The following is a 24019-nucleotide window of genomic DNA, read 5'->3' as shown; positions in this document are numbered from 1 at the left end:
GGCGCCTTGTCCCGCGGGGTTCTGTCCGCCTTCGTCGCTACGGTGAGGCCCATGAAGTACGTCGTGATGATCTACGGGGCGGACGCCGCCCGCCGGATTCCCGAGGTGAAGGCCGACCTGCCCGAGGTGGTCAGCGCCGAGGAGCTGCAGCTGCCCAGCGAGGGCCGGATCGTGCGGATCCGCGACGACGAGCAGACCGCGACCGCCGGGCCGTTCGTCCCCGCCGACCCGCAGGTGGCCGGCATCGTCCTGATCGACGTGGCCGACGACGCCGGCGCCGAAGCCGTCGCCGCCCGCATCTCGGCCATCGTGGGCGACCGGGTCGAACTCCGCGGGACCCTAATCAGCGCCTGACGGGAACTGCGGCGCACGCCGTTCGGCGAACGCCGCGATGCCCTCGGCCAACTCACCCGTCGCGATCGTCTCCTGGTAGCGCCGTCGCGCTCGAGCATCGGCGTCCGCGCCGGTGAGCAGCGCATTGACGGACTCCTTGGCCGAGCGGATCGTCAGCTGCGACCGCGACACCAGGGTCGCCGCGAACGCCGCCACCTCGGCGTCCAGCTCGGCCGGATCGACCACCCGGTCGACCAGGCCTTTGAGTTCGGCTTGTGCCGCGGTCAGCAGCTCGCCACTGAAGAGCAGGTACTTCGTCGTCGCCGGACCGACCAGGTCGAGCAGGACCTTGATCGCATCCGGCGGGTACACCACGCCGATCCGGGCCGGGGTCACCCCGAACGTCGCGTCGTACGCCGCGAACCGGAAGTCGCAGTTCACCGCGAGCTCCAGCCCGCCGCCGATGCAGTGCCCGCGGACGACGGCGACGGTCGGCCTCGGGAACTCCCGCAACGCCGTCTGCGCCCGCAGGTTGAACGCCCGCAGCTCCGCCATCGGATCGGCCGGATCGGCGCCGGAGATCAGCTCGCCGATGTCCGCGCCGGCCGAGAAGGTCGGTCCGGCGCCGGTCACCAGCAGCACCCTCACCGCGTCGTCCGCGGCGAGCTCGGCCAGCACCCCGGGCAACGCTTCCCACATCGCCCGGGTCAGCGCGTTCCGCTTCTCGACGCGGTCGATCACCAGCCGGGCCACCGCCCCGCCCTCGACCCGGAAACCCAGCTCGTCCACACCCCGCATCCAACCAGCCGGCACCCGACTGCGCCGCCAGCTGGATCACACTTTGTGCACGACCCGAGCACTTGACGGCGGCCGTCGTACTCACGCCGTGCACAAAGTCACGCGGCCCGCTTGGCGCGGGACTTGGCGCGGGCCATGCGGAAGAGGTAGGCGGGGGTCGGCGGGACCCAGCCGAGTTGCTTGGCCTGGCCGAGGTCGTCGCGGTTCGCCCAGTGGTCGATCACCTTGCCGTCCTCGATCCGGAGCCAGTGCGACTGGGTGATGGCGAAGGTCTTCCCGGTCGGCGGGAACACCGTGTCCACCTCGCCGGACTCGGTGTAGACCGCGAACGGCGCGACGTGCCGGCCGCTCATCGTCGAGTGGATCGCCACCAGGTTGCCGTTCGCAACGACGTGGTGGATCTCGTAGGCCAGGTCGGCGAACGCGGTCCGCAGCCAGAGCGCGATCTGGTAGTACCCCTCGGGCCCGCCGACCCGGCAGGCCGGCGGCTCGACACTGTCCTCGGAGTTGACCGCGGCCGGATGGACGAGCGCGTCGAAGTCGGCCCGCGCCCCGTCGGCCATGATCCGGATCGCCCGGGTGGCGATCTCCCCCGCTGAGGTCACGTCGGTGTTCATCTTTCCCCCTGAAATTCGATACAGTCAGCCTGTACTTAAAACCATGGGACGGGTGATGGCGGAAGTCAAGAGGCAGTACGACGCGTCCGGCCGGCGCGAGCGGGCCCGGCAACGGCGGCGGGACGTCGTGGTCGCGGCCCGGGACCTGTTCGAGGCCGACGGTTTCCAGGCCACCACCGTCACCGCGGTCGCCCAGCGGTCCGGCGTCTCGGCCGAGAGCATCTACAAGGGCTTCGGCACCAAAGCCGCGCTGGCCAAGGCGGTGTTCGACTTCGTCATCGCCGGCGACGACGAGCCGGTCCCGATGGCCGAGCGCCCGGAATCACAGGCCATCCAGGCCGAACCCGACGTACGGCGGAAGATCCAGCTGTACGTCGACGGTCTCGCAGTACGGCAGCAGCGGTCGGCCCGCGTCCAGATCGCGATCCGGGACGGCAGGCACCACGACGAGACGCTCCGAGAGACCTGGCAGACCCTGCTGGACGAGCGGCTGACCGGGATGACGATGCTCGGCCGTCACCTGCTCGAGAGTGGTCAACTGCGCGACGGCATCACGGTGGACGAGGTCGCCGACGTGCTGTGGACCTACATCGCGGTCGAGCTCTACGAGCTGCTGGTGCTGCACCGCGGCTGGTCGATCGACCGTTACAAAGCCTGGATCGGGCGGGCGATCATTGACGCTCTGTGCTGAAACGACCACACGAAATTGCGCCAATCGCTTGATCTCGGACCGGTAACTTCCGGATAGCGGGCGGATTACGCCCGGTACCCCAAATCCATGTTCGTAATGCGTTAAGAACGGGGGTCGATTCGAACCGTGGCCGAGATGTGTGCTTGACTCCTCCGGTCGATAACGGTTTGGTCTCGACAGATTGGGAAGGTCAGTGGCTGCAGGACGGCATAGACAGGCGCGGCACCGTCAACCGCGCCCGAAGGTGATCCAGCCCGGTATCGCGAAGGTGGTGATCCCCGGTGCGGCGGTGGCCCTGGTAGCCACCGGCTCGGCAGCCGCGTTCCCCGACCAAGAGGTCAAGCTCGACATCCCGACCGCAACCTCGTCCCTGCAGGTGCAGCGCGAGGCAGCCATCAGCCGGGACGCCCTCCGTCCCCCGATCAAGGTCGCCACGCCGAAGCCGAAGGCGTCGCCGACGGCGAAGCACCTGAAGAAGCAGGCGCCGATCCCGAAGCCGACCGCGACCAAGACCCGCGCCGCCGCGGCGGCGACGCCGCCGAAGATCACGGGCTCGAAGTACACCACCACCGACCTGAACGTCTGGTCCCTCCCACTCACCGGTGTGCTGCTCGACGTCCTCCCGAAGGGCACCAAGGTCTCCGTGACCGGCAAGATCGACGGCATCTGGGCCGAGATCGTCCGGGACGGCAAGTCCCGCTGGGTCAAGGCGGCGTACCTGTCGGCCACCAAGCCGGTCGCGAGCACCGCGGGCACGATCTCGCAGGCTGCCTGCAAGTCGGGCTCGAGTGTCGAGGACGGGCTGACCCAGGACGCGATCCGGGTGCACCGGGCCGTCTGCGCGAAGTTCCCGAACATCACGTCGTACGGCGGGCTCCGCGCCGGTGACAGCGGCTCCGAGCACTCCACCGGCCGCGCGCTCGACATCATGGTCAGCGGCTCGGAGGGCAAGGAGGTCGCCGAGTGGCTGAAGGCGAACTACACGAAGCTCGGGATCAGCGAGCTGATCTACCAGCAGCAGATCTGGACCGTCCAGCGCAGCTCCGAGGGCTGGCGCGGGATGGAGGACCGCGGTAGCGCGACCGCGAACCACATGGACCACGTGCACGTCTCCGTCTACGGAAACGAAGGCACGGTATAGGTCCTGTCTGCTGATCCCACGCCGTCGCGAGCAGGTGCTCGGTGCGGTGGCTCGGCGTGCTGGAACGGAGGTCTCGATGCGGAGCATCGCGGCCTTCGGGCCAGTGCGGCGAGGTGCCGTGCCGAGTGCCGCGCAGTAGGCGGGGGATCAGCAGACAGGGCCTGAGAAGTCGGCCCCTCCGCTGACGCCCCGAGCGACCCCGGCCCTCCGGAACCTGAGGGCCGGGGTCGCTCTCTGTCTCACGGCTTGATGTTGGCGTTCAGGTGGAAGAGGTTGGTGGGGTCGTAGGCCCGCTTCACCTCGCGCAGCCGGCGGAGGTCGTCTGCCGCGTAGGCGGTTTCCGCCTGCGCCGGGTTCGCCAGGAAGTTCACGAACGTGCGGCCGGAGCTCGGCAGGTGCGGCTGCTCTTGGTCGACGATCAGCGAGTACGACGCGCCGCGGTGCCCGACCGGTCCGGCGCCGGGACCCGGGTGTGCCATCGCGCCACCCCAGTGCCGGATCTCCACTGTGGCGTCCTGCTTTGTCAGTGTGGCGATCAGGTGGTCGGTCAGCTCGTCCTCGTCGAGGAAGTCGAGGTGCCGCGCGGGCGTGCCGCCCATCGCGGCGTCGCCGTACTCGATCGTCCGGAGCTCGCCGGCCAACCGCGGTCCGGCGACCTCGAAGAGGGACTTCAGCAGGTGTTCGGCGACGTCGGCGGGACCGGCGTACATGACCTTGATCGCCACGCCGTCGTCCTTGGTGAGGACGACGGCGGTGCTCAGCTCGTTGGGGATCGTGGCGGTCCAGTCGCGGTAGCGGCGCAGGATGGCGGCCGCGTGGTCGTTGCCGAAGTACACGATGCCGGCGTGGACCTGGCGGACCGGGTACAGCCGGAACTCGAGCGAGGTGACGATGCCGAAGTTGCCGGTGCCGCCGCGGATCGCCCAGAACAGGTCCGGGTGCTGCTCGGCACTCGCGGTGATCAACCGGCCGTCAGCGGTGACGAGCTCGGCGCGGATCACGCTGTCGGCCGCGAACCCGTACTTCCGCGCCAGCCAGCCGACCCCGCCACCCAACGTGTACCCGGTGACGCCGACGTCGCGGTGCGAGCCCGACAACGGCGCGAGGCCGAACTGCCCCGCGGCGTCGAGCACGGCACCCCACCGAGCGCCCGGCCCCACCTTCGCGATCCGCCGCTCCGGGTCGACGAGCACACTGCTCATCGACGTGGTCTTCAGCAAGATCCCACCGTCGGCCGGGACGCGGGTTCCGTGTCCAGTCGCCTGCACCGCGATCGGTACGCCGTACTCCCGAGCCGTCCGCACCGCCGCCTGCACATCCGTCCGCCCGCAAGCCTCCGCAACCACCAACGGCCGCGAGTCCACCGTCGGAATCACAGACCGCCGCTGAACGTCGTACTCCGCCGTCCCCGGCAGCCAAATCCCCCCGTTGAACCCCGCCCCCAGGAGCCCGGCCACCACATCTTGAGCAACCGCCCCAACCGCCTGAACCGTCATCCCAACCCACTCCCTCGCTATCCGCTCTCACCAGAACGTCGAAGAAGCCGGCCCGGGATTGACACCCCGGCCAAACTTTTCTGGATGGCACCCACACACGCGGTCGAGGTCGAAGGTTCGGTGTTGACCAAGCGCTACCGGTCATGGCCCCGTGACGAGCCCGGGCGCGAGTGGGCCGCCCTCGCGCTGATCAACCGCCACGCACCGGATCTCGCCCCGACCCCACTCGACCGGGCCGGCCCGCCGCCGTCGATCGCGATGACCGTCGTCCCCGGTGTGCCGCTCAGCGGCACCGTTGACGGGCCTCGGCTCGACGCCCTCGGCGACGCGCTGCGCACGCTGTGGTCGATACCACCTGATGATCTGCCGCCGATCGACCTGGCGGCGCTCATCGACCGGATCCACCGGGGACTCGCCGTACAGCGGGACGTCCCAGGGGTCATCGGGTCCGCCGCCGAGGCCTGGCTGGAGACTGCCGACAAGCTGACCGACGTACCGGATCCCGTTGTCGCGCACGGCGATCCGAACCTGGAGAACTACCTCTGGGACGGAACCCGCATCCGCATCGTCGACTTCGAGGACGCGGGCCGCGGCGACCTTGCCGTCGAGCTCGCCAACCTGGTCGAGCATCTGTCCGGCCGAGAGACCGACTGGACCGGCTTTGCCGACCGGTTCGCTGTCGATCCGGCTCGGTTTCACTCGGCCCGCTGCCTCTGGGCGGCCTTCTGGTTGACCTTGGTCGGGCCGGGAGGACCCAGCGCCGACCGGAACCCGCCCGGCACGGCTGAAGCGCAGGCCGGGCGGCTGCTCGCGCTGATCAGGCGGGAACGGGGAGGGCGGCGAGGCGGGGGAGGTCGGCGAGGATGTTGATTTCGGTGATCTTGTTGTTGGTGACGACCAGGTCCATGACGCCCAGCAGGCGGCCGTTGACGATCGTCATGGTGCCTGGCATGCCGTTGATGAGGACCACCTGGTTGTAGGGGGCCATGCGGCTGAAAAGGAGGGCCTGCTCGACGACGGCACGGGCGCCGCGGACGAGCTTGGAGACGGCCGGGCCGGCGAACTCGGCGGTCGCGTCGCCGGCGTCGGCGCGCAGTACGACGTCGGGGTCGAGCAGCGCGAGCAGTGCCTCGAAGTCGCCGCCCCGCGAGGCCGCCAGGAAGGCTTCGACGATCTCCCGGCGGCGGCCCGGGTCGCCGTCCTCGGCCGGCGCACCCTGCACGCGCCGCCGCGCCCGGCTCGCCAGCTGCCTGGTCGCGGCGGGCGACTTGTCCACAATCTGCGCGATCTCGTCGAAGCTGACCCCGAACATGTCGTGCAACACGAACGCGAGCCGCTCGGCCGGCGTCAGAGTCTCGAGTACGACGAGCAGCGCGAGACCGATCGCGTCGACCTCGACCGCCTGCTCCTCCGGCCCCGGTCCGGTGTCCTCCCGCGTCACGATCGGGTCCGGTACGAAGTCCTCCCGCCGCGACTTGCGACTGCGCAGCGTGTCCAGACAAACCCGCGACACCACAGTGGTCAGCCAGCCGCCCAGATTGCCCACGTCACTCACGTCGGTCCGGCTCAGCCGCAGCCATGCCTCCTGCACCGCGTCCTCGGCCTCGGCCAAGGAGCCGAGCATCCGGTACGCCACCGCACGCAGGTGCGCCCGGTGCTGCTCGAACTGCCGCGCCAGCTGGTCGTGGTCGTCCACTGCTCACTGTCTCCCGTCGTACGCCGTCATCTCCCTGACGGATCGCGCCACATCGATGTGACAGGGCCCATGATGGTGGCATGCCTGCCACTCGTGGTGACTTGGTGTTCGAGGACCACTTCGACGGCTCCTCGCTGGACCTGTCCGTGTGGTCGCCGTACTACCTGCCGCACTGGAGCTCGCGTACGACGTCAGCCGCGTCGTACACCCTGGATGACTCTTGCATCACGCTCAGCATCCCCACCGGCCAGGGACTGTGGTGCGAGGGCGACCACAAGCCGGACCTGCGCGTATCCGGGATCCAGTCCGGCAACTATGCCGGTCCCGTCGGGAGCACAGTCGGCCAGCAGCCGTACCGCGAGGGGCTGGTGGTCCAGGAGGAGCAGGAGCCGTTCTGGGGCTGGACGCCGTACGGCGGGTACGTCGAGCTGAGCGCCCGCGCCGAGATCAGTCCGCGGTCGATGGTGTCGCTGTGGATGGTCGGGCTCGAGGACCAGCCGGAGCGGTGCGGGGAGATCTGCGTGATGGAGGTGTTCGGTGACGCGATCGTGCCGGGCGGGTCCACCGGGGTCGGCATGGGCCTGAAGCAACTGCGCGACCCGATCCTGCCGCAGGACTTCGAGGTCGTGCCGCTGCCGATCGACCTGCGCGACTTCCACAGCTACGCCGTCCAGTGGGTCCCCGGCGAGGCGACGTTCTTCGTCGACGGCGCCGCGATCCGCACCTGCGCGGGTGCTCCGTCGTACCCGATGCAGCTGATGCTGGCCGTCTTCGACTTCCCCGACCGCAGCCTGGGCGACGACGCGCACCTGGTCCCGAGCTTCACCGTCGACCACATCCGGGGCTGGAACATCGCCGAGGAGCTCGTCGCCTGACGCTATAGTCGTGCGCATGTTCCTGCGCGCGGGTAGCTGGTGGGCCGTCGACTAGACGGTCTGCTCCCGCGTATCCACCCGGCCGTCTCCTGCGAGGCGGCCGTTGTGTTCTCTCCTCGCGGACGGCCCAGCACCCCCGAGGATTGCCGATGGCAACAACGTTCCGGACCTGGTCCGGGCTCATCTCCGCGCTCCTGGCCGGCTCCGACCTGACCGCCGCGGACACCGCGTGGGCGATGGACCAACTGGTGCTGGGTGACGTGTCGCCGGCCCAGATCTCCGGCTTCCTGATCGCCTTGCGGGCCAAGGGCGAGACGGCCGACGAGATCAGCGGTCTGGCCTCGGTACTGCGTTCGCACGCAGCGCCGGTGCGGATCCGCGGACCGTTCGTCGACATCGTCGGCACGGGAGGCGACCGGACCGGCGCGGTGAACATCTCCACGATGGCTGCGGTCGTGGCGGCGTCCACCGGTGTGACCGTGGTCAAGCACGGTGGACGCGCTGCCTCCTCGTCCGCCGGCGGCTCAGCCGACTTGGTCGAGCATTTGGGTGTGCCACTCGACCTGTCGCCTGACGATGCCGTGCAGGTCACTGCCGAGGTCGGGCTGACCTATCTGTTCGCTCCACGCTTCAACCCGGCGCTGCGCCATGTGGCCGTCGTACGGCGTGAGCTGGCGGTGCCCACCGCGTTCAACGTGCTCGCACCGCTGCTGAACCCGGCCGACCCGCAGCACCAGCTAGTGGGCGTTGCCAACGCGCAGATGCTCCCGGTGCTCGCTGGTGCACTCGCTGCACAAGGCCGGTCCGCACTGGTTGCCCGTGGCGACGACGGGTTGGACAAGCTGACCACTACCGGGCTCTCACGCGTCTGGGTCGTGTACGGCGGTCGTGCGTCGGAGGTGGTGTTCGATCCGCGATCGCTCGGGTTGCGGCCGGTGTCGTTGGCTGAGCTGCGCGGCGGTGACGCGGCCTACAACGCCCGCGTCTTGCGCGGTCTGGTCGACGGTGTACGTGGGCCGGTGCGGGACGTCGTACTGCTCAATGCGGCTGCTGCACTGGCCACGCTGGAGCTTGGGCAGGGGCTGCTGCTCGAGCAGCTCGCGGACTGCCTGGAGCGGTGCCGGGAGGCTGTGGACAACGGAAAGGCAGCGGCAACGCTGGCTCGCTGGACCGATCACTCGCTAGCGTGCAGGTAATGCGTGAGCTGCTCGACGCCGCACGACGCGGGGATGAAGACGCCTTCGGACAGCTGGTGGGGCCGTGGCGTGGAGAGCTGCATGCGCATTGTTACCGGATGCTCGGGTCGGACGCCGACGCGGACGACGCCGTCCAGGAGACCCTCGTGCGGGCCTGGAACGGTCTCGGCAAGTACCAGGACCGCGGTTCGATCCGGGCCTGGCTCTACAAGATCGCGACGAACCGGTGCCTCACGCTGCTCGAGAAGCGCGGCAAGCGGGAGCTGCCGACCGACCTCAACGCGTCCTTCGAGGCCGAGTGGCTCGAGCCGTACCCGTCTCAGCGACTGGACTGGACTGCACGCCTCAGCCCCGAGGCCAGAGTGGTGGCGCTGGAGTCGGTGGAGCTGGCCTTCGTGGCGTCGCTGCAGCACCTGTCCGCGCTACAGCGTGCAGTCCTGCTGTTGCGCGACGTACTGGCGTTTGCTGCCCGTGAGGTGGCCGAGCTGCTCGAGACGTCGGTTGCTGCAGTGAACAGTGCACTGCAGCGAGCGCGGGCAGTGCTCAGCTCGTTGCAGCCCAGTCAGCAGGAGGCGCTGCGGGAGCTGGGCAAGTCCGCTGAGCGGGACCTCGTACGGCGGTATATGACCGCCTGGGAAGCCGGTGACGTCGATGCGATCGTGGCGATGCTGGCGGACGACGCGAAGTACTCGATGCCGCCGCTGCTGCAGTGGTTCTCGGGGCGGGCCAAGATCCGGCGGTTCCTGCTGGACGGACCGCTCCGGGAGAAGTGGCGGTTCCTGCCGGTCCGGGCGAACGGGCAGCTCGCGTTCGGGACGTACCTGTGGGACCACGACCGGTTCGTGCCGGGCGGGCTGGACGTGATCGTCGTCCGCGGGTCCGAGATCGTCGAGGTGGTGTCCTTCCTGGACGCCGACTTCGGGTCCTTCGGGCTCCCGGACGAGGTCCTGCGATGAGTTTCCTCGACGTGCCGGGGTTGTAGGGGTGACAGCCCCCTTCGAAAGGACCCGAGGATGACGAACGAGCAGGAAGTCCGCACGCTGATCGAGAACTGGGTCACCGCGGTCCACGCCGGCGACCTGGCCACGGTGCTCGCCGACCACTCGCCGGACATCGTGATGTTCGACGTGCCCCCGCCGTACGACGGAGTGCGCGGGCTGGATGCCTACCGCGAGACCTGGCCGGGGTTCTTCGAGTGGCAACGCTCGGGTGCGTCGTTCGCGCTGGAGTCCCTAGAGGTCACGGCGGGCTCGGATGTTGCCTTCGCCTTCGCCCTCCTGCGCTGCGGCACCCCGGACGAGCTCGAGGCCAAGCCTGCGCTGCGCCTGCGGCTGACCATCGGGCTCCGCCGCGAGAACGGCCGCTGGATCGTGACGCACGAACACCACTCGTTCCCGCACGACGACGTACCGCCCGCCGTCGCCGCGGACCAGATCCGCGCCCTCATGCACCAATGGACCACCGACACCGGCGCCCTCGACCTCGACGCCCTGATGCGACCCATCGCCGAGGATGTCGTCTCCTACGAGATCGACGGCGAGTACGCCGGCAAACCCGCCGTCCGCGAAGTCTGCAAAGCCGGCCTGGCGTCCACCCCGTCGGACATCATCTTCACCACCCCCGACCTCACCGTCGAGTCCTCCGGCGACCTGGCCGTCGCCTACGGCATCGACCATGTCGAGGCCGACGGCACCGACACCGAATCCCGCTCGACCCGAGTCTTCAAACACACCACCACCGGCTGGCAAATGATCCACCAGCACCTCTCCTACCCGGCCAAATGAGACCAGTCAGGCCAGTTGGGGTCTCGGGCACCAGGTCGGGCCAGCGGAGGCCGGGCAGTCCGCGCCGTGCAGCCAGATGAAGCCGGCGTTAGACGTGCGGTTGCAGCTGGCTGCGGTACGTGAGGAGGCCTTCGATGCCGCGCAGGAAGGTTTCGCTGATGGGTTTGGGATCGGTCAGGCAGCCGGCGGTCATGGCGCCGTCTCGCAGCATGACGAAGTGCCGGGCGGCGGGTTCCGGGTCGGGCTTTCCGGTCGCTGAGAAGAGTTCGGTGATCGTGGCCAGAAACCACTGCCGGTGCTTGAGAACCGCCTGGTGGACCGGGTGAGTCGGGTCGGGGTACTCGGCGGCGGCGTTGAGGAACGCGCAGCCGCGGAAGCCGGGGCGCTGGATGTCGTCGACGATGGACCGACTGACAGCTCGAAGGATGTCGTCGGGGGATGCGTCCTGAGTCCGTGCGGCATCGACCCGTGCGCGGATCGCCTCGTCGGCTTGAGTCAGGTAGGCGACGACGAGGTTGTCCTTGCTCGGGAAGTGCCTGTACAGCGTGGCGCGCGTCACCGGTGCGGCAGCGATGACGCGGTCGATGCCGACGGCGTGCAGACCTTCGGCGTAGAAGAGCTCACTAGCCGTGCTGAGCAGCCGGGACCTTGCTTCCGACATCCGCCGTCCTCTCCCGAAGTACTGCGTCGAGATTAGCAGACAGAACGATCGGTCTTGACATTGCCGACTGACTTTGCGCAGGATCAGGTGTACCGATCGTTCTGTCTCCCACTTCGGTGGGATCGTCCATCGCTTCACCGTCGAGAGAAGGACCTGATGTCCACATCCACCACTGCCGGCGCCGTGGCTGCTAGCACGACCCAAGGGCTGCGGAACCTGTACTACGCCCGCTTCGGATTCGCCGTCATCTGGGCGGGTCTGCTCGCCCTGACCGCTTCGACGCTCAATCCGGCGAGCATCGCCCTGTTGGTGATCTACCCGCTCTTCGACGTAGCCGCGGCCGTGATCGACTTCCGCTCCTCGGGACCCGCGCGTCCGAGAGTGCCGCTGTACGTCAACATGGCGGTGAGTCTGCTCGCCGCGATCGGGTTGGCCGTCGCCGTCACCTCCGGCATTCCCGATGTCCTGCGGGTGTGGGGCGTTTGGGCGATCACCGCGGGCATCGTCCAAGTGATCGTCGCAATCCTGCGCCACCGGCTCGGTGGCCAGTCGGCGATGATCCTCAGCGGCGGAATCTCCACCCTCGCCGGCACCAGTTTCATCCTGCAGGCCGGCGGCGCGAAGGCGTCGGTCACCACCATCGCCGGGTACGCGACACTGGGCTGCATCTTCTTCCTGATCTCCGCAATCCGCCTGCACCGCCACGCCGCCAAGGCGAAGTGACGAGCGAGTCCGCTTGTCGTTGCCATACGCAACCAACACGGCTGAGCGCGTTGGTGTCGACGGTGACGCCGTACGACGAAACCCGCTCCGCCAGTGCGACTAGGTCAGAGGGCCTGGCGGAGGATGGTCTCGGCGACGATGTCGGGGGACCGCAGGCTGGGCAGGTGGTCGGCGCCGGGGAGCCAGATGAACTCGCAGCCCGGGATACGTGCTGCCGCGGCGCCGGCGACGGCCGCGAGGATGGGCCGGTCCTTGTCGCCGACCATCACCACCGACGGCGCCTGGATCTCGTGCAGCCGGTCGTACACAGGCGGGTCCGGACGCAGGTACTCACCCTGGTCGAACCACGCGGGCATGGCGGCCTCCAGTTGAGCGACCGCGGCCTCGTCGGCGCCGGCACCCGCGAACAACCGCAACCCCAGCTGCACCAGCCCGTCGACGTCCCGCGCCTCGACGAGCGCTTCGACCTCGGCATCGAGCAAAGGCTCCGGCGGCAGCGGAAACCCACTCACCCCCGGACACAGCAGCACCAGCGCGCGCACCCGCCCGGGATCACTCAACGCGAGGCTCAGCGCCGTGTCTCCACCCAGGCTGCACCCGACCAGCACGGCCTGCTCGATGCTCAGCTGATCCAGCACACTCACCAGATCCCCGGCCAGCGAGAACTCGCTCGTCGGCGCGGCCGAGCGCCCGTAGCCACGAACGTCGTACCGCACCACCCGATGCCGTTCCACCAGCCGGGGCATCACCGGATCCCACACCCGGGAGTCGCCGACCCCCGGGTGCAGCAACACCACTGGCATCCCAGGCCCGGCAACATGCTCGACCCATACCTCACCGCCATCGACCGGCACCCTCAGCTCCATGCCCCTAGGGTGTCAGGCCGCGACCTGATCGGGTCAGCGGGTTCCGAAGGTCTCCAGCAGGGTTGCGCGCTCGGCTTCGGTGAGGTTGGTCTCGATGAGCTTGCTCCCCATGCCGTGGAACCGCTCACCCAGGCGATCGAGGTTCCCGTGCTCGGTGACGACGAACAGGGCGGACGTCCCCTCGGTCACCTCGGTGCGGATCCGCTCGAGATCTTGCTTCCGGATGCCGACATCCTCGGTCGCCTTGCTGATCGCGCCGATCGCGGCGCCGACGACGCCACCGATCACCGGCACGAAGAAGAGCGCTCCGAGCAACAGACCCCAGAACGCACCCCACCCGGTGCCCCGCCAGGTCTCCTCGTGGCTCTGGTGCGTCGCCGGCTTGGACTCCCCCTTCGGCCAACTGACCACCGCGTGGTCGAGGATCTTCACCAGCCCGTCCGCCTGAGCATCCCGCAGCACCCGCACGGCCCGGTCGGCGCCGCCCGGATCATCGAACTTCCACACCGTGAACGTGGTCATGCCACCGCTCCTCCCTCGAAGCCTCGGCGCAGCCTTCGCTTCCCGGGGCAACGCCAACCCACGAGCGTACGCAGACGACCGCCTGTCGGTCCGCGCAACCATCACAGAGTCCCCAGACCCCCAGCGCCTCATCCCCGCGGGATGAGCCGATCTGCAGCCCGTAGATGACCGGTCGTTCGTCCGGGTGCTTTCGGGCGAGGGACTGAGCGCCGAGCACACGTCAGGTCTCGCGTGCAATGGGGACAGTGCCGGCGCTGACCGCGAGGGCGAGTCTGCGGTGGTCGCGGGTGTTGGTGTCGGCGTAGGTCAGGGCGAAGTCGGCGACGGCCTCGTCGAAGACCTCGCCGTTTCCGAGGTAGCCGGCGATGGCGATCTCATCGCCTCCGCGACCGTGCGCACGGGCGAGGGTCCAGCCGCACATCCCGCCCTACACGCCGAGGCCCCCAGGGGTGAGTTTGGTGGGGTCGATCGCGCCTTTCATGTCCCACAGTTGGCGCACGTAGTAGTCGAAACCGCGAGGTCCGGTCGTCCAGCCCAGGAAGATGTCGGGAAGGGCCTGCAGGAGCCGTTGCCCGGCGACCACACGCTGGCCGTGATGCGGGAACTCACTGGCGGCGACGTACGGCTCCAGGACGCTGGCCTCGGCTTGCTTGACCTGGAGGAACAGCAGGTCGTTGGCGTCTTTGCCGCGGAGCAGTACGACGAAGCAGCGAGTGCCGACGCTCCCGACGCCGACGACCTTGCGCGCCACGTCGACGAGCTCGAACTGGTCGAACAGTGTCCGGCGGTTGTCGTCGAGACTGTGCCGGTAGCTGCCGACCGCCTCTTGGATGCCGTCGGCGACGCGGTCGGCGTCAGCGACGGCGTAGAGGTCGCGCACCGGCACGAGTAGGGGCGGGTGGCTGGCCAGTCGCACCCCGGCGCCGCTGCGCACGCAGAGCTTGGCGAACGCGCGCAGATTGTCGTGAGCCTTGGCCTTGGCGAAGACCTTGTGCAGCCTCTCGGGCGTCAGCTTCGGCGCCGTGGTCCCGAACTCCTTTTCCAGGCGCCTGATGATGTCGGTCAGCTGCGCGGACGACAGATGCAGGTACCACAGGTCAAGGGTCGCCAACTCGGCGAACGCCAGCATGGCTTCCCGGTACTCGCGGACCGTGTCGCGAGCCGCTTGCCGCTGCTGATCCAGCGTGAAGCCGTTCTGCCGGGCGGCGACGGCAACACTGGCCGCCAGGCGTTTGACGTCCCACTCCCAAGGTCCGGGCAGGGTTTCGTCGAAGTCGTTGAGGTCGAAGACGAGGTCGCGTTCGGGTGTTCCGAACAGTCCGAAGTTGACCAGGTGGGCGTCCCCGCACGCCTGAACGGTGATGCCGCTGGTCGGGGTTCCGGACAGGTCGTTGGCCATGATCGCCGGGCCGCCACGGAAGAACGCGAACGGCGACGACAGCATCCGCCCGTACCGCACCGGGACCAGGTCCGGTTCCCGGGTCCCGGCCTGCGCCTGCAGGATCTCGAGCGGATCCGGCCGATCCGGCGACGGCTCCCACTGACCGTGCACGCGGCGCGGCACCCGACCGCGAGCGGCCCGGCCAACGGCCCTCCGCTCCAGCACCCCGGGAAACGGGGTCCCCGCCCCACCCATAACTCCACACTGCCAGACCCCCAACTACCCCGGCAACGCAGCCCACAGCGGAGCACTCGCGCAGTCTTGGGCCGGCTTGTCCTGCTTCGCGCGCACCGCCACTCGCCCGTCGTCGGGGCCGGGCGGGGTGCGGCTTCCCCTTGCCGGGGTGCCGCGAGCGGACGAAACTCGGATTTGCGACCACCCGGCCGGTGCTCGGGGCAGCCGGGCGCGCCGCGCAGAAGCGATCCATCTACTTGAGGAGCGTCATGCGCAGGATCAACGTCGCCGCGACGGTCGCCGCGGCAGTCGCAGTACTACTTGCCCCGGCGGTGGCCCAGGCCGCGCCGATCACACCCGGCGGGTCGACGGAAGTCACCGTCGGCAGTAATGACCAGCTGTTCTCGCAGAACAAGCAGAACGAGCCGGGTCTGGCCGTGAACCCCGTCAACCCCGCGATTCTCGCGGCGGGAGCCAACGACAACATCGACCTGGAGGCATGTAACGCCGGCGATGACCGCACCTGCCCGTTCACCCCGGGCGTGGGCGTGTCCGGCATCCAGTTCTCGACCGACTCCGGCCGCACGTGGACGCAACCGACGTACACCGGCTTTCTCGGCGCGCGTCACAGCGTCTTGCCTCGGTGCGCCCGACGTCGCGCCTGGCCAGCCCCCGGCCGGCGACACCGGCTGCGTGCCCGATCCCAACGGCCCGATCGGCACACTGCCCAACTACGACGTCAACGGCATGGTTTCCAACGGCGACCCGGAGCTGGTCTTCGGTCCCGTTCCCGACGCCTCCGGCAACTTCTCCTGGGACAACGGGCAGCGGCTGTACTACGCGAACATCGCCACCAACTTCCCGGGCAATCCCGGTTTTCCGGGCGATGCAGCCATCGCGGTGTCCCGCACCGATGACCTGGCCGGCGCCATCGCCGGTGACAACGACGCCTGGATGGACCCGGTGGTGGTGACCAGGCAGAACCAGGCCCTGTTCAGCGACAAGGAACAGGTCTGGGCCGACAACGCCGAGAGCAGCCCCCACTTCGGCAACGCCTACGTCTGCAACGTCGGGTTCCGCGGCACCGCCGGATCCGAACCGGTGCTGTTCGCTCGCTCCACCGACGGCGGCGACACCTGGACCACGCGCCAGCTGTCCGCAGCGACCAACAACAACCAGACCGGCGGACGGCAGGGCTGTGCCATCCGAACCGACAGCCAAGGCGTGGTCTACGTGGTGTGGGTCGGCACCGACATCCGCACCCGCCAGGGCGTCTTCTTCCAGGCCCGGTCCTTCAACGGTGGCCAGAACTTCGAGCGACCCAGGGCCGTGGTCTCGGGGCTCGGCGGAATCGGGCAGTTCGACCCTGCGCAGGGCCGGTTCACCATCGACGGCATCGCGGGCGCCCGGACCAACACCTTCCCGTCGTTCGACATCGCCAACGGTGCGCCGACAGGGGCGGACGCCACCGACCAGATCCTGCTCACCTGGTCCGACGACAGCCAGGGAACCAACCTCGAGAAGGCGTTCCTGGTGAGCTCGACCAACGGCGGCGGCACCTACTCGGCCAAGGTGGTCGTCAGCGAGGGCAGCGACCGAGCCAACTTCCCGGCGGTCGCAATCTCGCCCGACGGCACCGACGCGTGGCTGGTCTACAACGCCTGGCTCGACCCGTGGCGCAACGACACGACCTCTCCTCGCCGGGTGCTGGGCGTGGTCCGGCACGCCGACATCACCGGCACTGCCCACACCGTCGGCGCGTTCACGACCGTGCTGCGTGGCGCAGTAGGCGACGGGCGCGCCTCCAGCGCCAACAGCCTGACCTCGGAGTTCCTCGGCGACTACAACTACGCCGTCGCCACCAGGGACTACGGCTCCGGCGTCTGGAACGACATGCGCAACGGAGCCGTCTGCCCCGCCATCAACGCCTACCGTCAGGCCTTCGTCGAGGACGTCCTGGCCGGCACCACCGAACCCATTGTCGGAGACGAGAAGGAGGACCAAGACGCGGCAGCCGAACTACCGGCCACGCACTCTACCGACCTGCGCCCAGGGCCCAACAACGACTGCCCGGCGACCTTCGGCAACTCCGACATCTTCGGCGGAACCTTCAGCGACGACTCCTGAACCCTTTCCAGCCGTACCCACACCCGACGGCCGCCCAGACGGCGGCCGCCGGGAGCGGCGCCGCGGCTCCAGGATCAGGGCAGGCAGATCTGCGCAAACTAGCGCGGGCAGCGATCGAATTCGCGCAGGGCGTGAATCACAGCCCGACAGGCACCCGTCGAGATGCAGGCATGGCGGCGGACGCCGTGATCTTGCTCGCCAATCTGCTGAGACGACTCGACGAACCAATCTGAGCCGCCCAGTGCAGCAGAACGACACCGGGGACAGCAGCCGCACCGGCTACGAACCCGGGTGTTGGCGCGCCAGAGACCCGACTTGGCTCACGTTAGTGCGCAAGTCGGCTGGCTGGGCTGATGTAAATCTCGTTGTGTTCTGGGTGACGACGCTGCCAGGATGCTCGGGTGGCGGCTTGCTTCGGTAACAGGGCGAGGCTGGCCGTGGAGGTCGGCGACTGGGCCGGCCCGGCGCTTCGTCGTGTCGACCTGTGGGCTGGCGGCGAGTGGCTGACGTGTGACGACAATATGGCCTTCGTCCCGCAGTTCCGCAGAAGTGTAGCGAGGACTGCTGCCTGGCTGCGTGCCGGGCATGGCTGGGCTTTGCCTTTTGCTGGTCTGTCCGCGGCCGCCGCTCACCGGCGCCTGATTGCAGGGACAGGGCGCGAGGAGGAAGACGATGCGCTGCGCAGGCGGTTTCACTTCGGCGACTGGGGCCCGACGACTGACAACGTGGAGGCGTTCCTATTCCGTGACGGGGAGCGCCTGGAGATCACCTGGCAGTTCTGGCGTGAAGAGCACCTGCTCAGGCATCCTGCGCACGTTGGGATGGTCTTCGCCGTTGAGATAGGGGCTGGGGAACTGGCGGGACTCCTCGAGGACCTGGTAGCGGTGCTCCACCGTGACGGCGAGCCGCTCGCCATCACGTGATAGTCGTCCTCGCCGTCCGCACATACGGCACCAGCCATCTCTACGGGCCACCGTTAGTGCGCAAATCCGCTGATCAAAATCCGCGAACCCGCAGGTCAACGCTACGCGCCCCTCACCCACCCAGAATCGTGAGCCAACTCAGGGACAGGCACCCGTCGAGATGCAGGCATTGCGGCGGACGCCGTGATCTTGCTCGCCAATCTGCTGAGACGACTCGACGAACCAATCTGAGCCGCCCAGTGCAGCAGAACGACACCGGGGACAGCAGCCGCACCGGCTACGAACCCGGGTGTTGGCGCGCCAGAGAAGGCGCTGAAACACAGGGCGCTAGTAGGGCTGGCCCGGCACGAACGACCCCGGTCCGCAGCTCGGTTCGCGGGCACAATGCGGGCACAGATGGCCGTAGACGCCTGGTGCTTGTCGGACATGGCCAGATACCGCCGGACTGCGTTCCAGCCGGTGTTTCAGCTGGTCAGAGACCTGTTACGGGACTCAGAAGGCGGAGGGTGTGGGATTCGAACCCACGATGACGGTCACCCGCCATACCGGTTTTCAAGACCAGCGCACTCGGCCGCTATGCGAACCCTCCAGGCGACGTGGTCGCCGATCGTCGAGGATAGCGCGGCGGTCGGGGGCGGGGCGAACGGGCGTGCGGGGGCGGGTAGTGGACTGTATGGTCTGCGGAGAGGCGGACGGGCCGCCTGGTTGTGCGGACGGAGGTGAGGGCAATGTCTCGGCTGTTCGAGGACATGGCACGCACCGTCCGGTCGGCTCGCTGATCAGCAGCTGACCGGATCACCTGCCGGCGCCGGAGGGCGCCGGTTGTCAGGTTGTTCCGTCATGCCCTCTGGAGATCTGGATGCGATCCCTTCGTACCGCTCTGCTGCCGCCCGCCCTCGGCTCCGACTTCGGCAAGATCTGGCCGGCCTCGATCATCTCGAACCTCGGCGACGGCGCCATGCTTGCCGCCGGCCCGCTGCTCGTCGCCTCGATCACCCGGGAACCCGCCGCGGTCGGCGCGGCCGCCTTCGTCCAGCAGCTGCCGTGGCTGCTGTTCGCCTTGTTCAGCGGGGCGCTCGTCGACCGGCTCGACCGCCGGTTGATGATCGTTGCCGCCGACATCTTTCGTACGATCGTCCTCGGCGGACTCGGGGTCGCCGTACTGCTCGATGCCTCACCCCTGTGGGCGATCTACGTCGCGCTGTTCCTGCTCGGTACGGCGGAGACGCTAGCCGACAACGCATCGGGTGCGCTGCTGGTGAGCGCCGTACCCAAAGAGCAGCTGGGCAAGGCGAATGCCCGGCTGTTCGCCACCGGCACGCTGGTGCAGTTGCTCGGCGGGCCACCGCTCGGCGCGCTGCTGTTCGCAGTCGGCTCGGGCGTACCGCTGGTGTTCAACGCCGTCACCTTTGCCGCCGCGGCCGCACTCATCGCGCGGGTCGCCGTACGTCCAGCGCTTCCGGAGCGGTCTGGTACGGCGCTCTGGAGTGAAGTGCGCGACGGGGTCCGCTGGCTGTGGGCGCACGCGGGTGTGCGGACGCTGGCGTGCTCGATCCTGGTCATGAACATCACGTTCTGTGCGGCCTTTGCGACGTGGGTGCTGTTCGCGCGGGAGCGACTCGGGCTGAGTGAGACGCAGTTCGGACTGCTCGTGTCGGTCGGTGCGGTCGGCGGCCTGCTGGGCATGCCGACGTACCACCTGCTGGAGCCGCGCGTCGGCTCGCTGACCCTGCTACGCGCCGGACTGGTCATCGAGACGGCGGTGCACCTGATCCTTGCGCTGACTCGGAGTCCGTGGGTGGCTGGCGCGACGATGGCCGTGTTCGGTGTCCATGCGGTGGTGTGGGGCATCGTGTCGACCACAGCGCGGCAGCTTGCGACGCCGGAGCCGCTGATGGGGCGGGTGAACAGCGTGTACCTGCTGGCATCCGTTGGCGGTGCGGCGATCGGCTCGGCGCTGGGCGGTGTACTGGCTCAGAACTACGGACTGGCCGCGCCGTTCGCAGGTGCGTTCGTCGGGATGGTGCTGATGACAGTGGTCGCGTGGCGGCCGCTCAGGCATGTCTCGGTACGGCGAGCGCCGGCCGCAGACCCCGTGGCCGACTGAAAAAGGCTGGAGGCTCTCGGCCGGGACTTGCTACTGTTTTCGGCCGAAGAGCCCCAACTGTAGTCAGGGGGAAAGCCCCTGGTGGAGTGGTCTCGTAGCAGCGCTGCGAGTGGGCCGAGTCGATGCGATCGGAGCACTCTGTCATGCCTACAGCCACGTCCCTCGGCCTGCCGAACGTCCGCGGCCGCTTACCGCTGCTCGTCGGGCTCGCAATCGACTCCTTCGGTGGCGGCTGCGCCGGACCGCTGCTGCTGCTCTACTTCGTGCGGGTCGCAGAGATCCCACTGGGTACGGCGGGCACGCTGCTGACCGTAGCGACCCTCTTCTCGATCGCTGCACCGGCCGGTGTGGGTGTGGTGATCGACCGCGTCGGTCCGCGGACGCTGGTCGTCGGGTCGCAGTTCGCGCAAGGGTTGGCGTTCGCCGGGTTCTTCTTCGGGCGGTCGCTGTGGCTGCTGTTTCTGTGCGCACTGGTGACCACGTTCGGTCAGCGGGTGTTCTGGTCGTCGATCTTCAGCCTGCTGTCGGACGTGGCCGACGAGGGCGACCGCGACAGGTGGTTCGGACTGGGCGGCATGATGCAGGCAGGCGGCTTCGGCCTTGGCGCATTGGCCGCTGGTGCTCTGTTGGCGGTCGGTGGCGAGACACCGTTCCTCATTGCGATGGCGCTGAACGCGGTCACCTTCTTCGTGGCCGGGCTGCTCCTGCTGCGGCTGCACCCTTCGCACCACACGCGCCAGGTGCAGGACAACACCGGACCGGCTCCGCTGCTGCGCAAGGACAAGCCGTTCTTGGTGCTGATCGGCGCCAACACCGTCTTGGCGCTCTGCACGATGCTGATGGGTGTTGCACTGCCGGTGTACGTCTCTGAAGCGCTGCCGGCGCCGAAGTGGCTGGTCGGTGTGTTGCTGGCGGCGGTGTCCGTCGTACTGGCGACTGGACAGACGCTGGTAGTGCGGCACACCGAGAACCGGCGTCGTACCAACGTGTTGATCGTCGCCGGTGTGACGTGGGCGGTGTGGGGAGTGCTGATGGCGTCGCTGCTGCACATCTCGACCGCACTCGTGGTGCCCGCTCTGATCCTGGCGACGGCGGTCTTTGCGTTTGCCGACGTACTGCATGCGGCGACCTCGAACGCACTGGCCGCAGCGGTGGCGCCGGTGGTGGGGCATGGGAAGTACCTGTCGTACTGGCAGTACTCGTTCACCTTCGCGAGCGTGCTGGCGCCGGCCTTCTTCGCCCAACTCTTCGAAGTCCGCCACGAGTTCCCATGGCTAGCCCTCTCCGCCCTAGCCCTCCTGGCCGCCGCCACCATCCTCACCCTCGACCGCGCCCTCCCCCACTCCACCACCCAACGCCGCTAACCCCTCTGCCCAGCCACCGACCCACCGCCCCGCACCACGCGGCCGGCTCCGGCGCGCTGCTACCCGTCAGCCGCCCGCAGCCGACCACCCCCAGAACCGCCGCCCGCCGGGCCGACCGCAGCCAGCCCACCGCTGGCTCGGCGGCTTGCCACTTGCGGGTTTGTGATGGCTGGCGGGTTACAGCACGCCACTGGTGACACAACCTGCCAGCGGCCGATTGACGAGTCAGGATGTGATGTCTCAGGACATCGGTGCCGGTTCTGCATCAGGACATCGGTGACCATGGATGTGTCAGGACTTCGGTGACACTACGATCCCGTTCGTTGTATGCGACCGGCGCTGGCACTCGGAGCAGTCAAGATCCAACCGGCTTGGAGAAGCACAGTATGGCTCTGACAAAGGACGGGCCTCCGACGGAGGAGCTGCACACGCTGATTGCGTCGGCACTAGGCAAAGAGCCGATTGACTGGCATCGGCCGCACACCGGGCTGTCGGCCGCGTCCTTCGTCGTTGGCTTTGCTGACGGCTCGAGCGCCTTCGTGAAGGCTGCAGTCGATGACCAGGGAGCGAAAGGGCTCCGTACAGAGCATGAGATCGTCTCCACTGTCGATAGCGACCTGGTCGCCCGGGAGCTGGCCTGGCTCGAGGACGGCGATCGCCCGGTCCTCGTGATGGAGGACCTGCGTGCTGCGCATTGGCCGGCCGACCATGACCCGGTGACGTGGAAGCCCGGTCAGTTCGATCTCCTGTTCGCGGCACTGCGGCGGGTCGGTGAGCTGCCCCCGCCGGAATCCCTTCCGTCAGCCCGGGACAGATTCCGACCGCAGTGGCCGTTGATCGAGCGCGAGGCGGATGACTTCCTGGCGCTCGGCCTGTGCAGCGAGGCCTGGTTCAGCGCTGCGCTGGATGGACTGATGGAAGCCGAGGGCAACGTCCCAGTCGGGGGTGATGCGCTGGTGCACAACGACGTCCGGAGCGACAATCTGTGTTTCGTCGGTCGACGCGTGGTGCTGGTGGACTGGGCCCAGGCCATTCGTGGGAATCCGCAGCAGGACCTCGCTTCGGCACTCGCTACGTTGCCACTCGAAGGCGGCCCGGATCCGTTCGACGTACTCCCTGAAGGAGGGCCTTGGGCGGCCCACATCGCCGGTCAATGCGCTCGCCGGGCCGCTCACGAGACGCAGGCTCCGCAGTGGCTCCGCACGGTCTTTCAACGTATCGCCGTGATCTGCCTCAGCTGGGCATCCCGCTCGCTCGACCTGCCACCTTGGACCGGCGCCCGCTGGAGCGAGATCCGCTGACTATGGTAGCTATCACACGCCGGTCAACAAGGTCACTCACAGGCACGCGGCGGGTGCGGCGCGACCAGCGGGTCGGCATACGCTCCCCTGACATCCAAGCTGACCATCGCGGCTGAGCGCGCTTCCTAACGCGGTTGCTAGCAAGAGCCCCGGACGATCATAGGCAACGGTCGACGGGCTGAGCGGATGACCGAAGTGTCGCCACCAAGACCACCGGAACTGTCACCGATGTTCTGCGACAGGACAATTGACGGGTCAGGATTCGTTGCGTCGGATCGAACATCTGTTCTAATGTTTCCCCGTTCGCGGTTCTCCAACCCGGATCGTCCCGGCGTCCGAACCTCCCACCTCCGATGTGGACCGGCCGCCCGCGACGCCGCCGCCCGGGTTCGTGAGGGCCCGGGCAGTGGAGATCCGCACGCCGAAAACGGGTACAGCTGACGAGGACGAGGTGATGCTCAGCGAAGGGACAGCACGGAATGCTGCTCGAACACCGCGGCCGACGACCGGTCGTACCCGAATCCGCTTACGTCGCACCATCCGCAGTGCTTTGCGGCGCCGTCGTACTGGCCGAAGGCAGCCGCGTCCTGCACGGTGCAGTGCTGACGGCGGAGAACGGCGAGGTCCGTCTCGGTGCGAACAGTGTGGTGATGGAGAACGCCCTGGTGCGCGGCCGGGCCGACCATCCCGCTCTGCTCGGCGACGCGGTCCTGGTAGGTCCCCATGCACATGTCAACGGCGCCACGGTCGAGGACGAGGTCTTCATCGCCACGGGCGCCGCGTTGTTCCCTGGTTCGGTCGCCGGCGCAGGCGCGGAACTCCGGATCAACAGCGTGCTGCATGTGAACTCGCGCCTGGAACCCGGCGCGGTCCTCCCGATCGGATGGATCGCGGCCGGCAACCCGGCCACGCTCTTCTCGCCCGACCGGCACGAGGAGCTCTGGCAGATCCAACGCGACCTGGACTTCCCCGGCACGGTGTACGGCGTCCCCCGGGGCACACCCATGCGCGAAATCATGGCCCGCCAATCCACCTACTACGGCACCCACCAAACCGACCGCCCCCTCCCCGACCCCGAGTAGCCACATCTTCGACCACGGGCGGACCGCAGGCCAGCCCGGTTGCAAGGCTGCGCCAGTTGCCAGCTGCGTCAGTCGGCGGCCTGCGCCAGTCGGCCCCCGGC

The 24019-nt window shown here is 68.5% G+C and carries 23 protein-coding genes, 1 tRNA gene and 1 pseudogene; 15 read left to right on the top strand and 10 right to left on the bottom strand.

Going from position 1 to position 24019, the window contains the following annotated elements; all coding sequences use genetic code 11:
- The first annotated feature begins 51 nt into the window (after positions 1-51).
- Positions 52-354, top strand: coding sequence for a YciI family protein (locus tag ACIBL3_RS04285; protein WP_396351721.1), 303 nt, complete (start codon positions 52-54; stop codon positions 352-354).
- Here the strand turns inward: ACIBL3_RS04285 and ACIBL3_RS04280 are convergent.
- The gene (locus ACIBL3_RS04280) at positions 340-1122 is read right to left on the bottom strand and encodes an enoyl-CoA hydratase/isomerase family protein (RefSeq protein ID WP_396351720.1); all 783 of its coding nucleotides are present in this window, start codon (positions 1120-1122) and stop codon (positions 340-342) included. The two genes, ACIBL3_RS04285 and ACIBL3_RS04280, sit on opposite strands and share 15 nt — an antisense overlap.
- A gap of 107 nt (positions 1123-1229) precedes the next feature.
- Positions 1230-1748: an ester cyclase gene (locus tag ACIBL3_RS04275; RefSeq protein WP_396351719.1), complete on the bottom strand. Its 519-nt coding sequence runs from the start codon at positions 1746-1748 to the stop codon at positions 1230-1232.
- A gap of 55 nt (positions 1749-1803) precedes the next feature.
- On the opposite strand from ACIBL3_RS04275, the gene ACIBL3_RS04270 reads away from it, so the two are divergent.
- Positions 1804-2439, top strand: a complete 636-nt coding sequence (locus ACIBL3_RS04270; RefSeq protein ID WP_396351718.1) for a TetR/AcrR family transcriptional regulator — start codon at positions 1804-1806, stop codon at positions 2437-2439.
- A gap of 244 nt (positions 2440-2683) precedes the next feature.
- Positions 2684-3580 carry an SH3 domain-containing protein gene (locus tag ACIBL3_RS04265; protein WP_396351717.1) on the top strand — a complete coding sequence of 299 codons (897 nt, stop codon included), beginning with the start codon at positions 2684-2686 and terminating at the stop codon, positions 3578-3580.
- Positions 3581-3819: 239 nt separating this feature from the next.
- Here the strand turns inward: ACIBL3_RS04265 and ACIBL3_RS04260 are convergent, their stop codons facing one another.
- On the bottom strand, positions 3820-5076 hold the full coding sequence (locus ACIBL3_RS04260) for an FAD-binding oxidoreductase (RefSeq protein ID WP_396351716.1): 1257 nt from the start codon (positions 5074-5076) through the stop codon (positions 3820-3822).
- A gap of 84 nt (positions 5077-5160) precedes the next feature.
- Between ACIBL3_RS04260 and ACIBL3_RS04255 the strand changes: the two genes are divergently transcribed.
- Positions 5161-5946 carry a phosphotransferase family protein gene (locus ACIBL3_RS04255; protein WP_396351715.1) on the top strand — a complete coding sequence of 262 codons (786 nt, stop codon included), beginning with the start codon at positions 5161-5163 and terminating at the stop codon, positions 5944-5946.
- Here the strand turns inward: ACIBL3_RS04255 and ACIBL3_RS04250 are convergent.
- Positions 5894-6772 (bottom strand): sigma-70 family RNA polymerase sigma factor, encoded by an 879-nt coding sequence (locus ACIBL3_RS04250; protein WP_396351714.1) that lies wholly within the window; start codon positions 6770-6772, stop codon positions 5894-5896. The two genes, ACIBL3_RS04255 and ACIBL3_RS04250, sit on opposite strands and share 53 nt — an antisense overlap.
- Before the next feature lie 80 nt (positions 6773-6852).
- Here ACIBL3_RS04250 and ACIBL3_RS04245 point away from each other — a divergent pair, with 80 nt between their 5' ends.
- The 4 genes from ACIBL3_RS04245 (at position 6853) to ACIBL3_RS04230 (ending at position 10627) form a co-directional block, all read left to right on the top strand.
- Positions 6853-7647, top strand: coding sequence for a glycoside hydrolase family 16 protein (locus tag ACIBL3_RS04245; RefSeq protein WP_396351713.1), 795 nt, complete (start codon positions 6853-6855; stop codon positions 7645-7647).
- Positions 7648-7796: 149 nt separating this feature from the next.
- A complete protein-coding gene (gene trpD / locus ACIBL3_RS04240) occupies positions 7797-8843 on the top strand; it encodes an anthranilate phosphoribosyltransferase (protein WP_396351712.1) in 1047 nt (348 codons plus the stop codon).
- The gene (locus ACIBL3_RS04235; RefSeq protein WP_396351711.1) at positions 8843-9799 is read left to right on the top strand and encodes a sigma-70 family RNA polymerase sigma factor; all 957 of its coding nucleotides are present in this window, start codon (positions 8843-8845) and stop codon (positions 9797-9799) included. Before trpD ends, ACIBL3_RS04235 begins: the two co-directional genes overlap by 1 nt.
- A 57-nt stretch (positions 9800-9856) precedes the next feature.
- A complete protein-coding gene (locus ACIBL3_RS04230; RefSeq protein WP_396351710.1) occupies positions 9857-10627 on the top strand; it encodes a YybH family protein in 771 nt (256 codons plus the stop codon).
- Between the two features lie 88 nt (positions 10628-10715).
- On the opposite strand, the gene ACIBL3_RS04225 is transcribed toward ACIBL3_RS04230, so the two are convergent.
- Positions 10716-11288 (bottom strand): TetR/AcrR family transcriptional regulator, encoded by a 573-nt coding sequence (locus ACIBL3_RS04225; protein ID WP_396351709.1) that lies wholly within the window; start codon positions 11286-11288, stop codon positions 10716-10718.
- A 156-nt stretch (positions 11289-11444) separates the two neighbouring features.
- On the opposite strand from ACIBL3_RS04225, the gene ACIBL3_RS04220 reads away from it, so the two are divergent.
- Entirely contained in the window at positions 11445-12011 is a 567-nt protein-coding gene (locus ACIBL3_RS04220; RefSeq protein ID WP_396351708.1) for a hypothetical protein, read from the top strand.
- Positions 12012-12115: 104 nt separating this feature from the next.
- Here the strand turns inward: ACIBL3_RS04220 and ACIBL3_RS04215 are convergent, their stop codons facing one another.
- The 4 genes and pseudogenes from ACIBL3_RS04215 to ACIBL3_RS04200 all read right to left on the bottom strand — a co-directional run bounded on the left by ACIBL3_RS04215 (position 12116) and on the right by ACIBL3_RS04200 (position 15465).
- The gene (locus ACIBL3_RS04215; protein ID WP_396351707.1) at positions 12116-12877 is read right to left on the bottom strand and encodes an alpha/beta fold hydrolase; all 762 of its coding nucleotides are present in this window, start codon (positions 12875-12877) and stop codon (positions 12116-12118) included.
- Between the two features lie 33 nt (positions 12878-12910).
- Positions 12911-13399 (bottom strand): DUF1269 domain-containing protein, encoded by a 489-nt coding sequence (locus ACIBL3_RS04210; RefSeq protein WP_396351706.1) that lies wholly within the window; start codon positions 13397-13399, stop codon positions 12911-12913.
- Positions 13400-13619: 220 nt separating this feature from the next.
- Positions 13620-14951, bottom strand: a pseudogene (locus tag ACIBL3_RS04205) (DUF2252 domain-containing protein).
- Positions 14952-15267: 316 nt separating this feature from the next.
- Positions 15268-15465 carry a hypothetical protein gene (locus ACIBL3_RS04200; RefSeq protein WP_396351705.1) on the bottom strand — a complete coding sequence of 66 codons (198 nt, stop codon included), beginning with the start codon at positions 15463-15465 and terminating at the stop codon, positions 15268-15270.
- Between the two features lie 242 nt (positions 15466-15707).
- Between ACIBL3_RS04200 and ACIBL3_RS04195 the strand changes: the two genes are divergently transcribed.
- The gene (locus ACIBL3_RS04195) at positions 15708-17141 is read left to right on the top strand and encodes a hypothetical protein (RefSeq protein WP_396351704.1); all 1434 of its coding nucleotides are present in this window, start codon (positions 15708-15710) and stop codon (positions 17139-17141) included.
- A gap of 437 nt (positions 17142-17578) precedes the next feature.
- On the top strand, positions 17579-18064 hold the full coding sequence (locus ACIBL3_RS04190; RefSeq protein ID WP_396351703.1) for a hypothetical protein: 486 nt from the start codon (positions 17579-17581) through the stop codon (positions 18062-18064).
- Positions 18065-18564: 500 nt separating this feature from the next.
- On the opposite strand, the gene ACIBL3_RS04185 is transcribed toward ACIBL3_RS04190, so the two are convergent.
- Positions 18565-18653, bottom strand: a tRNA-Ser gene (locus ACIBL3_RS04185).
- A gap of 270 nt (positions 18654-18923) precedes the next feature.
- On the opposite strand from ACIBL3_RS04185, the gene ACIBL3_RS04180 reads away from it, so the two are divergent.
- The 4 genes from ACIBL3_RS04180 to ACIBL3_RS04165 all read left to right on the top strand — a co-directional run bounded on the left by ACIBL3_RS04180 (position 18924) and on the right by ACIBL3_RS04165 (position 23918).
- Positions 18924-20171: an MFS transporter gene (locus tag ACIBL3_RS04180; RefSeq protein ID WP_396351702.1), complete on the top strand. Its 1248-nt coding sequence runs from the start codon at positions 18924-18926 to the stop codon at positions 20169-20171.
- A 143-nt stretch (positions 20172-20314) separates the two neighbouring features.
- Entirely contained in the window at positions 20315-21535 is a 1221-nt protein-coding gene (locus ACIBL3_RS04175; protein ID WP_396351701.1) for an MFS transporter, read from the top strand.
- Between the two features lie 386 nt (positions 21536-21921).
- A complete protein-coding gene (locus tag ACIBL3_RS04170) occupies positions 21922-22836 on the top strand; it encodes a phosphotransferase (RefSeq protein WP_396351700.1) in 915 nt (304 codons plus the stop codon).
- Positions 22837-23315: 479 nt separating this feature from the next.
- Positions 23316-23918, top strand: a complete 603-nt coding sequence (locus tag ACIBL3_RS04165; protein WP_396351699.1) for a gamma carbonic anhydrase family protein — start codon at positions 23316-23318, stop codon at positions 23916-23918.
- Positions 23919-24019: the final 101 nt, after the last annotated feature.

The organism is Kribbella sp. NPDC050124, assembly GCF_044460355.1.
In the GTDB taxonomy this organism is placed as follows: domain Bacteria; phylum Actinomycetota; class Actinomycetes; order Propionibacteriales; family Kribbellaceae; genus Kribbella.
Note: the sequence above shows the minus strand (reverse complement) of the source record. Positions and strands in the feature narration are given on the sequence as shown.

Coding starts and splice junctions, on each gene's coding strand:
- ACIBL3_RS04220 (WP_396351708.1), top strand. CDS start 11,445: ATGTCCACATCCACCACTGCCGGCGCCGTGGCTGCTAGCACGACCCAA.
- trpD (WP_396351712.1), top strand. CDS start 7,797: ATGGCAACAACGTTCCGGACCTGGTCCGGGCTCATCTCCGCGCTCCTG.
- ACIBL3_RS04170 (WP_396351700.1), top strand. CDS start 21,922: ATGGCTCTGACAAAGGACGGGCCTCCGACGGAGGAGCTGCACACGCTG.
- ACIBL3_RS04285 (WP_396351721.1), top strand. CDS start 52: ATGAAGTACGTCGTGATGATCTACGGGGCGGACGCCGCCCGCCGGATT.
- ACIBL3_RS04255 (WP_396351715.1), top strand. CDS start 5,161: ATGGCACCCACACACGCGGTCGAGGTCGAAGGTTCGGTGTTGACCAAG.
- ACIBL3_RS04275 (WP_396351719.1), bottom strand. CDS start 1,748: ATGAACACCGACGTGACCTCAGCGGGGGAGATCGCCACCCGGGCGATC.
- ACIBL3_RS04230 (WP_396351710.1), top strand. CDS start 9,857: ATGACGAACGAGCAGGAAGTCCGCACGCTGATCGAGAACTGGGTCACC.
- ACIBL3_RS04245 (WP_396351713.1), top strand. CDS start 6,853: ATGCCTGCCACTCGTGGTGACTTGGTGTTCGAGGACCACTTCGACGGC.
- ACIBL3_RS04215 (WP_396351707.1), bottom strand. CDS start 12,877: ATGGAGCTGAGGGTGCCGGTCGATGGCGGTGAGGTATGGGTCGAGCAT.
- ACIBL3_RS04235 (WP_396351711.1), top strand. CDS start 8,843: ATGCGTGAGCTGCTCGACGCCGCACGACGCGGGGATGAAGACGCCTTC.
- ACIBL3_RS04225 (WP_396351709.1), bottom strand. CDS start 11,288: ATGTCGGAAGCAAGGTCCCGGCTGCTCAGCACGGCTAGTGAGCTCTTC.
- ACIBL3_RS04210 (WP_396351706.1), bottom strand. CDS start 13,399: ATGACCACGTTCACGGTGTGGAAGTTCGATGATCCGGGCGGCGCCGAC.
- ACIBL3_RS04270 (WP_396351718.1), top strand. CDS start 1,804: ATGGCGGAAGTCAAGAGGCAGTACGACGCGTCCGGCCGGCGCGAGCGG.
- ACIBL3_RS04165 (WP_396351699.1), top strand. CDS start 23,316: ATGCTGCTCGAACACCGCGGCCGACGACCGGTCGTACCCGAATCCGCT.
- ACIBL3_RS04180 (WP_396351702.1), top strand. CDS start 18,924: ATGCGATCCCTTCGTACCGCTCTGCTGCCGCCCGCCCTCGGCTCCGAC.
- ACIBL3_RS04260 (WP_396351716.1), bottom strand. CDS start 5,076: ATGACGGTTCAGGCGGTTGGGGCGGTTGCTCAAGATGTGGTGGCCGGG.
- ACIBL3_RS04175 (WP_396351701.1), top strand. CDS start 20,315: ATGCCTACAGCCACGTCCCTCGGCCTGCCGAACGTCCGCGGCCGCTTA.